A 14,300-nucleotide genomic window follows, 5' to 3' on the forward strand; every position below is an offset into this window, starting at 1 on the left:
GCGACCGATCCCGGCAAGCAGCCGGCCGGACGCGCGGCGCTGAAGCCGGTGCCGGCAGCCGCCGTCGGCGCGGTCAGCGAGACCCTGCGCGAGCAGGGGACTGCCGGCGCCGACTGCGGCCGGCGGCATGACGTATCTGCAGGCTCGCACCGCGAACGAGGTGCTGAAGGCGCAGGAACGGCGCATCCGGCTGCAGACGCTGAAGGGCGAGCTAGTGGACCGGGCGCGGGCCGTCAGCCTGGTGTTCCGCCTGGCACGGCAGGAGCGCGACGCCTGGGCCGGCTGGCCGGCGCGGGTGGCAGCGATGATGGCGGCCGATCTCGGCATCGGCCCCCACGCCGTGCAGTCGGCGCTGGAGAAGTATGCCCGGCAGCACCTGGGCGAGCTGGCGGAACTCCGGACCGAGTTCCGGTGACCGCATCGACGCCCCGTTCGACGGCGCCGAGGACCTGCTGCAGGCCTGGACGGCAGGGCTCACGCCGGATCCCGATCTCACCGTCTCGGCCTGGGCCGATCGCCATCGCATCCTGAGCTTGCGCGGCGCCAACGAAGCGGGACCCTGGCGGACGTCGCGGACGCCGTATCTTCAGGAGTTGATGGATGCGCTGAGCCCGCGCCATCCGGCGCAGCGCGTGGTGTTCATGAAGGGCAGCCAGCTCGGAGCTTCCGAGAGCGGCTGCAACTGGATCGGCTACGTCATCCACCACGCTCCCGGCCCGATGCTGGCGGTGCAGCCGTCCGTGGAACTGGCGAAGCGCTTTTCGCAGCAGCGCATCGATCCGCTGATCGAGGAGAGCCCCAGCTTGCGCGAGAAGGTCGCACCGGCCCGATCGCGCGACTCCGGCAACACCGTACTGTCGAAGGAGTTTCCCGGCGGCATCCTGGTGCTGACCGGCGCCAACTCGGCGGTCGGCCTGCGCTCGATGCCGGTGCGCTACCTGTTCCTCGACGAGGTCGACGCCTATCCGCCGTCGGCCGACGACGAGGGTGATCCGGTGGCGCTCGCCGAAGCGCGGACGCGGACGTTCTCGTGGCGGCGCAAGGTGTTCCTCGCCTCGACGCCGACGATTAAGGGCCTGTCGCGGATCGAGCGCGAATACGAGGCCTCCGATCAGCGGCGGTTCTTCGTGCCGTGCCCGCACTGCGGCGAGTCCCAGTCTATGACGTTCGAGCGGCTGCGCTGGCAGAAAGGCCAGCCGGAGACGGCCGCCTACGTCTGCGAGGCCTGCGAGCGGCCGATCGCCGAGCACCACAAGACGATGATGCTGGAGAAAGGCGAGTGGCGGCCGACGGCCGTTCCCGTCGATCCGCTCTCCATCGGCTTCCATCTGTCGAGTCTCTATTCTCCGGTCGGCTGGCTGTCGTGGGAGCGGGTCGCCCGGGAGTGGGAGCTGTGCCAGTCTTCGGACGAAGCCAAGCGGAGCTTCATCAACACCGTGCTGGGCGAGACCTGGGCCGAGACCGGCGAAGCGCCCGACTGGCTGCGCCTCTACGAGCGGCGCGAGGACTGGCGCATCGGCACGGTGCCGCCGGGCGGCCTCTTTCTCACCGCCGGCGCCGACGTGCAGAAGGATCGGATCGAGGTCTCGGTCTGGGCCTGGGGCCGCGGCCTGGAGAGCTGGCTGATCGATCACCTGGTGATTGATGGCGGCCCGGGCGAGGCGGCGACCTGGACCCGGCTGTCGGTGCTGCTCGGCGAGACCTGGCCGCATGCGTCGGGCGTGCGGCTTGGCGTCGCCCGGCTCGGCATCGATAGCGGCTACGAGGCGCCGGCCGTCTACGCCTGGGCGCGGCGGCAGGGCTGGGGGCAGGTGCTGCCGATCAAAGGCGCCGAGGGCTTCAACCGGTCGGCGCCGGTGTCGGGGCCGACGCACGTCGATGCCACCGAGGGCGGCGTCAGGATCCGCCGCGGCGCCCGGCTGTGGACGGTCGCCGTCGCCACCTTCAAGAGCGAGACCTATCGCTTCCTGCGGTCGGCGGCGCCGACAGGCGACGACCCGATCGATCGGTATCCCGCCGGCTTCATCCACCTTCCCCGGCAGGTCGACGCGGAATGGGTGAAGCAGTTGGTCGCCGAGCAGCTGGTGACGGTGAAGACCAAACGCGGCTTCAGCCGCCTCGAATGGCAGAAGCTCCGCGAGCGCAACGAAGTGCTCGACTGCCGGGTCTACGCCCGCGCCGCCGCCTGGATCGCCGGCGCTGATCGCTGGCCCGAGCGCAAATGGCGCGAGCTGGAGGCGCAGGTCGCGTTCGACACTGGCGACGAAGAAACAACCGCAACGGAGTCCAACGCTGGCGAGAAATCGCCGACGGCGGGAAAGCTGGCGGCGGCACCACGACGCGGCCGAAGGGTGTTCCACTCCAGCTACGTGAGCTGATCAATGATCCTCGAGGAGATGACCGCGCAGCGCGATGCGCTGCTGGCGGCCCGTTACCGCGGGGTGCGCACCGTCGAGGTCGAGGGCCGGCGCATCACCTACGCCACCGACGCCGAGATGGCGGCGGCGCTCGCCGATCTGGAGAAGCGCATCGCCGCCATGGAGACCGGCACATTGCGGCGGCGGATCCTGACCTCGGCGAGCAAGGGCCTCTGATGCCGGGGATGCTTTCGCAGTGGCGGCGGCGGGTCGGCGCCTTCATCGGTGGCTTCGAGGCCGGGCTCGGCAACCGCCGGCTGAAGGGCTTCCAGCCGAGCCGGGCGCATCTCAACACACTGATCGCCGCGGCCGGCACCGACATTACTGCCCGCGCCCGCTGGCTGATCCGCAACAACGGTTATGCGGCGAATGCGATCGACAGCTGGGCCGGCAACGTGGTCGTCGCTGATCGGCGATGCCGCGTTGAAGGCGTCTATACACAAGCTGTGGCTCGATTGGACCGACGACGCCGATGCCGATGGGGTCACCGACTTCTACGGCCTGCAGCGGCGTGCCGCGCGAGGTGTTCATCGCCGGCGAGGCGATCGCCCGGCATCGTCGCTGCTATGGCACGGGCACCTTCGTATTCGAGCCGCTGCACTATCTGGCGCTGATCGAGACGAAGCCGAATGCCCTCGACCAGGCGGCGGCGCTGAAAGACTGGGATCTGCCGGAGGCGTTCCAGCACCTGCGCCATCTCCTCGAGGCGCGCATGGGCAACCGCGGCAGGCGGGAGTTCATCCAGGTGCTGCGGCTGATGGAGGCGATCCCGATGGAGATGGTGGCGAGCGCGGTCAGCGAAGCGATCCGGCTCGGCGTCATCGGCTTTGATGCGGTCAAGCAGATTGCTCTGGCGCGCGTCGAGCGGCGGCCGGCCCGGCTCGACCTGACGGCCTATCCACATCTGCCGAAAATGGACGTCAGGATGACGGCGGCGGCTGACTACGCCGTTCTCGTTCCCGGGACAACGGCATGACCGGCAAGGCGGGCGCTGATGCGATGCCGGCGGGAACGACAAGCGGCACACCGCAGGTTCTGCTGGCGCATCACCTCAAGCAGTTGAAGCTGCCGACCGTTCTGCGGGAATACGACAAGATCGCCCGCGAATGCGCACGCGACGGCGTCGATCATCCCCGCTATCTGCTGCGCCTGGTGGAACTCGCACTGATCGACCGAGAACGCCGAATGGTCGAGCGGCGGATCAAGGCAGCACGCTTCCCGGCGGTCAAAAGCCTCGACACCTTCGACTTCACCGCGATTCCCAGCCTCAACAAGATGCTGGTGCTCGAGCTGGCCCGCTGCGAGTTCATCCTGCGCCGGGAGAACGTCATCGCGCTCGGCAACAGTGGCACCGGCAAGACCCATGTCGGGCTCGCCCTCGCTCTTGCCGCCTGCCAGAAGGGGTTCACCGTCGCCTTCACCACCGCAGCCGCCCTCGTGCACCAGTTGATGGAGGCGCGTGACGAGCGCCGCTTGCTGAAGCTGCAACGCGATCTCCAGTCGGTGATGTTGCTCATCGTCGACGAACTCGGTTACCTGCCGCTGTCGCCGACCGGGGCGGAACTTCTGTTCGAGGTGTTCTCCCAGCGCTACGAGCGCGGCTCGACCCTCGTCACCTCCAATCTGCCGTTCGAGGACTGGACCTCGGTGCTGGGATCGGAACGGCTCACCGGCGCGCTGCTCGACCGCCTGACCCACCACGTCCATATCCTCACCATGAACGGCGACAGCTACCGGTTGAAGCAATCCGCCGGACGTCGTCGTCCCCCCACCGCAGCCGATCGGGCGGAGCAAAACCAGACCACCGCCGAGACCGTCGATCCCGAGACCGGCGAAACCAGCAAGCCCTGATCCCCGAGGCAAAGCCGACGCACGGCAAGGGGCCCGATCGGGCCCCTTGCCGTGATTGCACCGCTCGCCCAAATGGCCTGTGAAGCGGGACACCTGAGATGAGAGTAAAAGACACCTGAGGTGAGAGTCAAAAAAGTGGTTAAGCGGTGCCCCTGTATTATTTGAGCCATGCGTTGGATGCAGACGTCATGCTCCCCACAAAGCCAATCTGATAGTGGCGTGAGATGGGCCTCAGAGGCGGATTACGATGGATCCGGTAGCGCGCCACCGGGCGGCGGCCAGCCAGGGATAGTCCATCCCGCCGGAGGGCCCATGCCGAGAGTGCCCTTGATGTGAGTGCGGCAGTTAAGGATAGGCTCGGCGTACGGCGCGGCAATAAGGCCCTGCTGCCCGAGTTCGTACCGCAGCGACCCACCTGCCGCAGGCAGTGGATCCTGCCAGTAGGGCAAGGTGTGGCCAGGGAGCAGGACGTAATACTTGAAGGCCGACGGCATATCGATGATGACGGCGCCACCGCGCTTCACCTGGAAGCGGATGTTGCCGCCGGTGGTCGTCGGCAGGTCGAACTCGACGATGATCGGGGTCCCGCCAGCGACTGCGCCGGAGTGCCGGGTGCCGTCAAACGTGATCGCCATCACGTCATCGACGTCCTCCGTAAAGAAGCAGAGGACGGAAATCTTGTTATCAGGAGTCCCACCAGTACTCCTATAAGCAAACCTTCCGCCTCCAAGCGGAACTATGCCGGGGCCGACAGTGGAGACGACCGTCTGATAGGACTGATTAGGGGCTGCATTGTAATCATGCATCCTATGCATGTAGTATATGCAGTCTCGGACGATCGGAGGCTTTACTCCTGACCGAAACCAGTGGATGTAGTACCCGCACACGTCATAGATGGCGTGTTGCGAGCGATCAGATGGCATGATCTCCGCGCCCTCCAGATAGTCGTCACTGGTGATCATGTACATCCCGTCGCCGGGGCGATTTCCGTTGATCGCGGCCATAAACTGGGTGACGAGGCGGCGCCACCCGTTGGACTCATCAAGCCATCCGTTCCTGGTGTGGTTGTTGTGCGGTCTCACAGGCCACATAAACTTGTGTTGGTGGCCGGGTTGGTTGTAGCCGGCGAGCCAGTCGGACGCATCCATCGCGTTCGGATTGGTAAAGGCCCAGCAAGTCACAAACGATTGCTGCCCCGAGACCCGTTCCATGTACGGTAGGTACGTGTCCCGGCGCTCATCAATCCCCTCATTTAAGCTATGTTCGTCAGTTGGGCGGTGATTGGTTTGTTTTTTAGCATTTCGAGGAACCTTTCGATCAACGGCCGGAGGCGGGGTTCGGGCATGGCCGGGATGAGGTCGTAGAGCATGCAGCCCTGGCGGAACAGGGAATGGGTTCGGCGTTTGGCGGTGTTGACCTTGAGGTGGCGGTCCATGCCGAGCGCTTCGCCGGCCTCGCCGAGCAGGGTGAGGAACAGCACGGCGAAGGCGTTGAGCAGGAGCAGGCGGTCGCGGCGCTGCGGATCGCCGATGCGCACGGCGCCGAGCCCCATGCCGAAGCGCAGATCCTTGGTGTCGCGGAAGCTGGGCTCGATGGTCCAGCGTCTGGCGTAGAGGTTGACGATTTCGCGGGCCGATGCGTCTGCCTTGCTCGTCGCCAAACACCAGGGCTCCTTCATCGCCTTGGCGTGGACACAGACGACGGCGCCGACCGGTTGCGCGGCGGCAGTGACCGAGGCGCCGCGCAGATGGCGCGCCCGGCCGCCCTTGCCGACCCACTCGGCCGCCGCCCGGCTTTCTCCGTCGGCGGCGTCGACGCGGATGTCGCCGCGGAACCGGATGACATAGGCGAAGCCCAATTTCGTCAGATAATCGAACAGTTTGCGGTCGCCGAAGCCGCGGTCGGCGAGGATCGTCGCCGTCGTCCCCGCCGGCAACACCCCGGCAAGGCGGCCGAGACACGCATCCTCGATGGCGTTGCGCTGGCCCGCCAGTTCCGCCTTCAGCATCGTCAGCCACAACAGCGGCGTCGCCCGGCCGTGCCCGGTCACCAGATTGAGCGCCAGCGTCGCCTGCCCGTCGGCGTCGAAATCGGTCCAGTCCATGGCGACGACGATTTCCTTGCGGCCGCCAACCGCCTCCGGAACCCATTGCCCGAACATCTCCCAGACGGAGACGCCGGCGTTGCTCAGCAGCCTGTCGACCTGTTTGACCGCATGCTTGGTCAGCAATCCCCGCGCCTGCGCCAACGCATGGCCGATCATCGAAACCGCCAGCGACGCACCGGTCATCACCCCCAGCGTGCCGTTGGCCAGCGACGCGATCCGTTTGGCGTGAACATGCCCCGCGAAAACCCCATCAAGAAACCGACGAACGTCGGTCAAACGAAACTCAGGACGCGCTACCCCGTTCACTTCCCCACCCCAACCCTCGAAACCTTCCTCTCACCCTGCATAACCGACCGCCGCCGCAAAGCTCATCCGTAGCAACCCATTGATCCGTATCAAAACTCAAAATGAGGGGATTCCTGAGAGCAGCGTCGGGTCGTAGAAGCTTATGGGAATATTTCCGCTGACACTCCACTGCGCAGTTTTCGTAATAACGGAAGCGAAGGCAGCGGCGGCTGTTGCGGCGTTACTGCCATGTAATGACGCGCAGTCAACCTGAAACATAACTTTCGGGCCGTCTTCGACCAGCAGTGCCCCATCGTAGTATGCAGAGGCATACAGGAACTGCGCGCTAGATGTGGACGTATCGAGCGGCTCCGGCGCTACTACCGTGATGCCAATGTCCTTCATGAACCGGCACAGAACCGCGGTGCCGCAGTGCACGCCCCAGCCGGTCGCTCCCCATTCTGTTTGAGACGATGCGCCAACGCCACGCGGCAGGTTCTGTGCCGGCCACCACGCACGGCCCTCTAGCCGACAGCCGCAGTCGTAATCGCCGTTGCTTGTATCCTCCGGGCCCAGATCGCTGAGTCCGCCGACGTAGGCGTAGGCTAAGTTGTGCCTGCTGCCGGCGACATTCAGCTCCCCATTGGGCAGGATCATCGGGTCGGTCAGATCGTTGACTAACCGATGGCCGACGTCGTGGACCAGCGCCGCCACCGGGCGCCATGGCAGTGATAGCGGATCGGCCTCGTAGGGCAGCCATGGCGTGCGCGATTTTATCGGGTTTGCGCCCCCGCTCCGGCGCCGCATTAGGACACGATCCCGAGCCAGACGTAGGAGACGCGGCCCAAGCCATTGGTGACCGCGGGCATGACCGCTCTCAGCTTGTCGCCACGCACGCAGCTTGTCGCGCTCAGCGAGTATGTGCCGTCGGTGGAGGCAGGGGGGGAACGTGATAGAGCCAACACTGGCACCATTCTTGGTAATCTGAACTACCGTGGTTGCTGTCGGTGCGGCCTCGGTCGACGCCAGGCCGCCGTTCATATTGACCGGCAGGGTCAGTGCCGTGTCGACCAGATGCACGCCGATGATCTGATTTGCCGTCGGGGTGCTCAATGAATCGCCGTTGAACTCGATCGACTGAGGACCGGATGGAGCACCGCCGCCGCCAACGACGAGAGCCAAACCTTGGGCCAGCACTTCCACCCGCATGCAGATAAATGGGCCGGGCGTCGCTGCGGAGTCATAAAATATAGGCCTCACGATCAGGTCACGCACGCGGAGAGACTCGTCGAGCGCGTATTCCTGGGCGTTTGGCGACGACGCCACACTCATCTCGTTATAGCTGAGCGGGTCCAAGATCTGGATGGGATTGGCTGCCGCGACCAAAGCTTGTGCACCAGAGATATGCGTCGTGATCCCATCGGCCGGATTGCTGTTTGACACCAGCGTCCCGTCCGGCAGATGCCAGGTCAAGCCTTTGTCGGCCGACAGATGGACCAATCCGAATCTCGTAGCACCGGCGCCATTTGATCCGAACGCGGAAAAGAACCGCAGCCTGAACTTGGCTAGGCCCAGCGCGTTCATGGTCGTGCGCGCGAATAACGACTGCCCCTGGGCAAAGAAGAGCGTATTTTGGGCGGGGGCGCTTGCCGACGTCAACGAATTGGCTAGCAGCTGTCGTCGGACTTGCGTCTCGGGCGTCGCCGGACCTGCGTAGGGATCGGTGCGTCGGCGCCTCTGTCAGCGCCATTTTGGGCGGTGCGGTCGCGCTGGCGCGCCTGCGGAACTGGCCGCGCAGGCTAGAGCGGAATCCTACCAGTCTGGATCGTATCCGCAGGCGCTGAAGTAGTTTGCGCACTCGGCTGGGGTGAAGTCGTCGGCGAAGCGGCCGATGGCGGCCCAGAGGGCTTCGACGGTGCGCTCGGCGGCCTTGCGGAGCAGGGCCTTGAGCTTCGCGAACGCCTTCTCAATGGGGTTGAAGTCGGGGCTGTAGGGCGGCAGGAAGAGGAGGCTGGCGCCCGCGTCCTTGATCAGCGCATCGGTGCGCGGCCCCTTGTGGCTGGACAGGTTGTCCATGATCACGATGTCGCCGGGGCGGAGCTCGGGGACGAGCACCTTCTCGACATAGGCATCGAAGGCGTCGCGGTTGATCGCTCCGGTGAGCACGAAGGGGGCGCGATCATGCCGCGCATGGTCAGGGCGCCGACGAAGGTCGTGGTCTTCCAGTGGCCATGGGGAAGCCCATGCGCAGCCGCTCGCCGCGGGGCGCGCGGCCGTAGGTACGGCCCATGTTGGTCTTCGCCCAGGTCTCGTCGATGAACACGAGGCGCTCCGGGGCCAGGTCGATCTGGCCGTCGAACCACGCCTCGCGCTGCTTCAGGATGTCGGGGCGGTCCTGTTCGGTCGCATGGCCGGTCTTTTTTGCGCGTGAGCCCGTGGCGGCGGAAGAACCGCTGCAGCGTGCCGTAGCCGAAACCGTGGCCCCGCTCGGCCAGCGTCGCGCGCAGCTCTTCGGTGGTGACGTCCGGCGTCGCCTCGATCAGCTGCCGGATCAGCGCGCCTTGCGCCTCGACGCGGGCGGAGCGGCGGTCGCCGCCGAGCGGGCCAGGGCGCGGATCACCCTGCGTCCGCTCCAGCGCCCGCCATCGGCTCACGCTGGCGGCGCTGACGCCGAACCGCGCCGCCGCCGCGCGATGATGGCTCGCGCCTTCCGCCACCGCCTTGAGAACCCGGACGCGAAGATCGAGGGAAAGCGCTGTCGACATGTCCACCGGCCTCCTCCTCCGGCAGACATCTTGAATCAGAACCAGCCCCCAATGGGAATCCCCAACGATTCACTCAGATCGGCCTCCGCTCTAGACGGCGCGGCTGAGGGCGAACATCCGCTTCAGGTTCCATGCCATGGTCACAAGCCTCCACTCGCCACGGGCGGCATTGAGCCCGCGCAGCAGGAACTGCCGGAACCCCAGCACGGACTTGATGATGCCAAACACTGGCTCGGGCGTCTGCTTGCGCAGGGCGTAGAGCGCGCGGCCCTGCGGCGTGCGCAGCCGATACGCCATCGCCTGAACCGGGGTGGGGTCTTCGGGCGCCGGTGGCGCCGCAGCGAAGCGCTCTTGCAGGCTGAGATGATGCGCCTCGCGACCAAGTGCGATCAGCGGTTCGATCCCGCCGGCCACACCCAGGCCTGCACATTCGCCTCGCTGAAGTAGCCATTGTCCGCCAACAGCATGTCCGGCCTGCCGAGCACGTCCGGCANNGAGTGCCGATCTTGTCCAGCATGGGTGTAAGCTGCTGCTTGTCGTTGGGCGCCTGCACCACGTCGGCGACCACCACCAGCAGACTGCCCGCCGCCACCGCCGCCTGCGCATTGTAGCACTGCTCAAAACCGCCGCCCGCCACCGCCATGATGCGGCTTTCCTCGTCGGTCAGATTGATCTGATCCGTGGGCAGCGGCGTCGCCACCGGCGGCTTCGGCTCACGGCCCGTGGGCTTCTTGCCGGTGGCCGCTGCCTTGGCGTCCCGTGCTGCGAGTTTCGCCTGATGGTCTGCCTGCTCCCGTTCGAAGCGTTCCTTCGCGCGGGCCTCGATCTTCGCCCGGGCCTCGGCGAGCCTGGACAACCGTTCCTCACGTCGCGCCAGTTCGTCGGGGATCGACATGCCGTCAGCGATGTCCACCTGGTCCGCCGCTTCTGCCTTGGCCATGAGATCGGCCACTTCGGCCTGCAGTTGGGCCTCCAGCTTGCCCGCATGGTCATAGGACAGCGCGCTGTGCCGGCTGGCATTGGCGTGGACCTTGGTCCCGTCGAGCCCGACCGTTCCCAGCTTCAGCACGCCCATCTCGCGCGCGAGCACCAGCACCTGGACGAACAGCTTCTCGATCTGCGGCAGAAAGCGTCGGCGGAACGCGGCGATGGTGTCATGGTCCGGATGATCGTTCGCCGCGATGAAGCGGAACGCCACGCTGTCATAGGTCGCCCGCTCCAGCTTGCGGCTGGAGAACACCCCGGTGGCGTAGCCGTAGATCAGAATGCCCAGCAGAAGGCTGGGGTGGTAGGACGCTTCCCCAGAGCCACGGTAGCTGCCGGTCATCGGCCGCAGATCCAGCCCCGCGATCACCTCCACCACGAACCGCGCCAAGTGCCGCTGCGGAAGCCACTCGTCCACCGACGGCGGCATCAGAAATCCGCTGTCGCGGTCGATCGGGCGGAAGTTGCTCATGCCGAAGAGGTCCGGGCCGGGGGCGTGAATCCATGCCCGGATTCTATAACCCACAGCTCCGCCTCGCGTTAAGTCCGACAGGCTGCTAGGACCGCGCTCGACCCCTGCGAACCAACGGCACGGTTATCGCCGTACCGCAAACTCCTTGATCATTGGTGTGGAGTTCCCCCGCCGCGTCAGGCGGTGTGGACGGTGGGCGAGGGAGCGAGGCGGTTGCGCGTGTCGACGACGATGGTCGCGTGCTTCGGCAGCAGCTCCCAGGCGATCGCATCGTGGTCGGTTACGACGACTGCGACGTCCCAGATCTTGCTCGGGGCGGCTTGCAGCTCGACCGATCGGCGGCCGGCCAAGTGCCCGTACTCGCGCGTCTTCGGGACGACGGGAATGTGCGGGTCTAGGAAATCGACGTTCGCGCCGCGCTTCTCGAGGAGTTCGATGATCTCGAGCGCCGGGCTTTCGCGCATATCGTCGATGTTCTTCTTGTAGGCGACGCCGACGACGAGGACGGAGGCGCCGTTGAGGCCCTTGCCGCTCTCCCGGTCAAGCGCCCGGGCCGCGCGATCGACGACGTAGCGCGGCATGAACGTATTGACCTCGCCCGCGAGTTCGATGAAGCGCGTCGAGATGCCGTACTCGCGTGCTTTCCAGGTCAGGTAGAAGGGGTCGATCGGGATGCAGTGTCCGCCCAGTCCGGGGCCGGGGTAGAAGGCGAGATAGCCGAACGGCTTCGTCTTTGCAGCCTCGATCACCTCGCAGATGTCGATGTCCATCGCCTGGAACACGATCTTCAGTTCGTTGACTAGGGCGATGTTGACGGCGCGGAAGATGTTCTCCGTCAGTTTCGTTGCCTCGGCGGTCTCGGGCGAGGACACGGGCACAGTCCTCGCGACGAACTGATCGTAGAAGGCGCAGGCGAGCGTCAGCGCATGTTCGCCGTCGCCGCCCACCACCTTCGGAATCCGCCCGACGTGGAACGTCGCGTTGCCGGGATCTTCGCGCTCGGGACTGAAGGCGAGGAAGAAATCGACGCCGGAGCGCAGCCCGGTCTCCTCGAGGATCGGTTTTACGACTTCCCGCGTCGTGCCGGGCCACGTCGTCGACTCCAGTACGACGAGGTGGCCGGCCCGCAGAACGGCCGCGATCGCGCGCGCCGTCGCCTCGACGAAGGAGAGATCGGGCTCCCGGTGGGCGCCGAGCGGCGTCGGCACGCAGATCACGATCGCATCAGGTTCGTTCAGGCGCATGAAGTTCGACGTCGCCTCGAAGCGCCCGGTGGCGCGCGCGGCGGCGACCTTGTCGTCGCCGATGTGGCTAAGCGGGGCTCGNNCGCCTCGGTTGTAGGCCCCTACCTTGACGTCGTCGATGTCGAAACCGATCACCGAGAATCCGGCGGCGACCGCCGCCAGCATCAGTGGCAAACCGACGTAACCCATGCCGATGATGCCAACGACGGCTTCGCGGCGCACGAACCTCTGAATCAGCGCTGCGGGATCGACCCCCGAGCCACTCATAGCTTCAACTCCCGTCCAGAAGAACGACGATAGCCGACAGAGCGGACGTTCTCCAATGCCAAATATGTTTAGGGTTATCGGATGCCTGCCGTACACCGATGGTGGTGACGCGCGGGCGGCAGGCGTCCGATAAGCCTCAGGGGAGGAAACCGCGGGGGCCGCACCGGTGCTGGTCGGTGGGAATGGGTCTATGGGGAATTGGCCGTGGGAGGCGGGGGCGCGGCTGCCGGCAGCTGTCCGTGGCCCGGCGGGGCATGACGGCCACGGTTCGGGACGAGCTGCGGCGATCGGCGGCCGGCCGATCGGGTGTCTTTCGCGGCAGCTGCCGCTGGTCCGGGCGCGTCGCCGCGTCGCCGGGCGCGGATCGGCGGCGGGATCGGGCATCGGTGCGGGCGGCTGGCCGTTGCGGCGGTCTCATGAGCTGTCGATCCCGATGACCGGCGCCGCGGCCGCCGGTCGGGATGCGGGCGCGGCGCCGCGCCGGAAGGTCTCGACGACGATCATCACGCCGCCGCAGCAGGGACAGCGGTACGCCTTCGGCGGTGCGGCGTCGGCGGAGCCGGCCGCGGCATCGCCGGTGCTGTCGGCGGGCACCGTCCGATCATCTGGCGCTTTGGCTTTGCCGCNCAGCAGCGCCCGGGCGTGGGCGACGGCGGCGCGGCGCTGGCCGTTGGCGAGGAAGCCGTAGTGGCGGATGCGGTGGAAGCCCGCCGGCAGGACGTGGATGAGGAAGCGGCGGATGAACTCGGCTACCGGGAGCATCATCGTCTTCCAGCGGCGTAGGCCGTCGGCGCGGTAATCCTTCCAGCGGAAGCTGACGCCTTCGTCGTCGCAGGCGACCAGCCGTCGGTTGGAGATGGCGACGCGGTGGGTGTAGCGGGACAGATAGGCGAGGACCGCGTCCGGCCCGGCGAAGGGTTGCTTCGCATAGACGAACCACTTCGTCTTCTTCAGCGGGGCAAGGACTGCCGCGAAGGCGCGGGCGTCGGCGAGCGCCGTGAGGCGGCCGAAGAAGGCGAGGTGGCCGGACCGGTGCGCCTCGGCCAGCGCCGCCAGCATCAGCCGCCGGAATAGGGTCGACAGCACCCGCACCGGCAGGAAGAACCCCGGCCGGCAGCCGATCCATCGGTCGCCGTCCGGCGCCAGGCCGCCGCCCGGGACGATGACGTGGACGTGCGGATGGTGGGTCAGCGCCGAGCCCCAGGTGTGCAGCACCCGCCGTCATCCCCGCGACCACAGATGCTCCCCTACCGCGGGAGCGGTTTCGTCCTATGTTTTTTTTTGAGCATTAGTGTACACAATAACACTATTGGGGGTTGATCGCGTTCCTTCGTTGCGTAAGGTGGCGGACGTGATGGAGACCACTTGTGCGGGGCGGGGTGAGGAAACGATGCCGATCGCTGACAGCGTCGTTCTCGGCCGGGACGTGAAGATTAATCACCCGTCGCTCGTCAACCTCTACGGTTGCCGGATCGGCGACGAGACGAAGATCGGCGCGTTCGTCGAGGTTCAGAAGAACGCTGTCATCGGCGCGCGGTGCAAGATCTCGTCGCACTCCTTCATCTGTGAAGGCGTCGTCATCGATGACGACGTGTTCATCGGCCACGGTGTGATGTTCGTTAACGACCGCTACCCCCGCGCGAGCAACGCTGACGGCAGACTGCAGACCGAGGCCGACTGGGTCGTCGAGGCCACGCGGGTCGAGCGAGGCACTTCGATCGGGTCGAACGCGACGATCCTGTGCGGCGTCACGATAGGGCAGGGGGCCATCGTCGGCGCGGGCGCGGTGGTGACGAGAGACGTTCCGGCGCACGCCATCGTCGCCGGGGTTCCTGCGCGTACGATCTCGACGGCGAAGAAACCGTCAACCGCCGTGCGCTGACGGCCAAGTTTTTTCCAAGCGAGGGT

The 14,300-nt window shown here is 66.3% G+C and carries 10 protein-coding genes and 4 pseudogenes; 7 read left to right on the forward strand and 7 right to left on the reverse strand.

The features are described from left to right. Positions 1 to 127 precede the first annotated feature (127 nt). The 6 genes and pseudogenes from HQ394_RS20010 (at position 128) to istB (ending at position 4,268) form a co-directional block, all read left to right on the forward strand. A complete protein-coding gene (locus tag HQ394_RS20010) occupies positions 128 to 415 on the forward strand; it encodes a hypothetical protein (RefSeq protein ID WP_223291567.1) in 288 nt (95 codons plus the stop codon). Continuing rightward, positions 363 to 2,378 (forward strand): phage terminase large subunit family protein, encoded by a 2,016-nt coding sequence (locus tag HQ394_RS13065; protein WP_190260601.1) that lies wholly within the window; start codon positions 363 to 365, stop codon positions 2,376 to 2,378. Before HQ394_RS20010 ends, HQ394_RS13065 begins: the two co-directional genes overlap by 53 nt. 3 nt (positions 2,379 to 2,381) lie before the next feature. Beyond that, positions 2,382 to 2,594: a phage head-tail joining protein gene (locus HQ394_RS13070; RefSeq protein ID WP_190260602.1), complete on the forward strand. Its 213-nt coding sequence runs from the start codon at positions 2,382 to 2,384 to the stop codon at positions 2,592 to 2,594. 8 nt (positions 2,595 to 2,602) lie between these two features. Then, the gene (locus HQ394_RS13075) at positions 2,603 to 3,031 is read left to right on the forward strand and encodes a phage portal protein (RefSeq protein ID WP_223292102.1); all 429 of its coding nucleotides are present in this window, start codon (positions 2,603 to 2,605) and stop codon (positions 3,029 to 3,031) included. After that, positions 2,950 to 3,393 (forward strand): annotated as a pseudogene (locus HQ394_RS13080) (IS21 family transposase); the annotation flags it as partial. The gene HQ394_RS13075 and the pseudogene HQ394_RS13080, both read left to right, overlap by 82 nt. Further along, positions 3,390 to 4,268 carry an IS21-like element helper ATPase IstB gene (gene istB / locus HQ394_RS13085; RefSeq protein ID WP_317628948.1) on the forward strand — a complete coding sequence of 293 codons (879 nt, stop codon included), beginning with the start codon at positions 3,390 to 3,392 and terminating at the stop codon, positions 4,266 to 4,268. The pseudogene HQ394_RS13080 and the gene istB, both read left to right, overlap by 4 nt. 242 nt (positions 4,269 to 4,510) lie before the next feature. On the opposite strand, the gene HQ394_RS13090 is transcribed toward istB, so the two are convergent. The 7 genes and pseudogenes from HQ394_RS13090 to HQ394_RS13120 all read right to left on the reverse strand — a co-directional run. Then, a complete protein-coding gene (locus tag HQ394_RS13090; protein WP_190260603.1) occupies positions 4,511 to 5,416 on the reverse strand; it encodes a hypothetical protein in 906 nt (301 codons plus the stop codon). Positions 5,417 to 5,520: 104 nt separating this feature from the next. After that, entirely contained in the window at positions 5,521 to 6,651 is a 1,131-nt protein-coding gene (locus HQ394_RS13095; protein WP_190260604.1) for an IS4 family transposase, read from the reverse strand. Between the two features lie 126 nt (positions 6,652 to 6,777). Further along, a complete protein-coding gene (locus tag HQ394_RS13100) occupies positions 6,778 to 8,244 on the reverse strand; it encodes a hypothetical protein (protein ID WP_223291568.1) in 1,467 nt (488 codons plus the stop codon). 228 nt (positions 8,245 to 8,472) lie between these two features. Further along, positions 8,473 to 9,425 (reverse strand): annotated as a pseudogene (locus tag HQ394_RS13105) (IS630 family transposase). A 90-nt stretch (positions 9,426 to 9,515) separates the two neighbouring features. Further along, positions 9,516 to 10,881: pseudogene (locus HQ394_RS13110) on the reverse strand (IS1182 family transposase). A gap of 176 nt (positions 10,882 to 11,057) precedes the next feature. Beyond that, positions 11,058 to 12,776 (reverse strand): nucleotide sugar dehydrogenase, encoded by a 1,719-nt coding sequence (locus HQ394_RS13115; RefSeq protein ID WP_456151433.1) that lies wholly within the window; start codon positions 12,774 to 12,776, stop codon positions 11,058 to 11,060. Positions 12,777 to 12,806: 30 nt separating this feature from the next. After that, positions 12,807 to 13,607, reverse strand: a pseudogene (locus tag HQ394_RS13120) (IS91 family transposase); the annotation flags it as partial. A 175-nt stretch (positions 13,608 to 13,782) separates the two neighbouring features. Here HQ394_RS13120 and HQ394_RS20810 point away from each other — a divergent pair. Continuing rightward, entirely contained in the window at positions 13,783 to 14,274 is a 492-nt protein-coding gene (locus tag HQ394_RS20810) for an acyltransferase (protein WP_190260607.1), read from the forward strand. Positions 14,275 to 14,300 lie beyond the last annotated feature (26 nt).

This window comes from Defluviicoccus vanus, assembly GCF_014672695.1.
Classification (GTDB): domain Bacteria; phylum Pseudomonadota; class Alphaproteobacteria; order Rhodospirillales; family Defluviicoccaceae; genus Defluviicoccus; species Defluviicoccus vanus.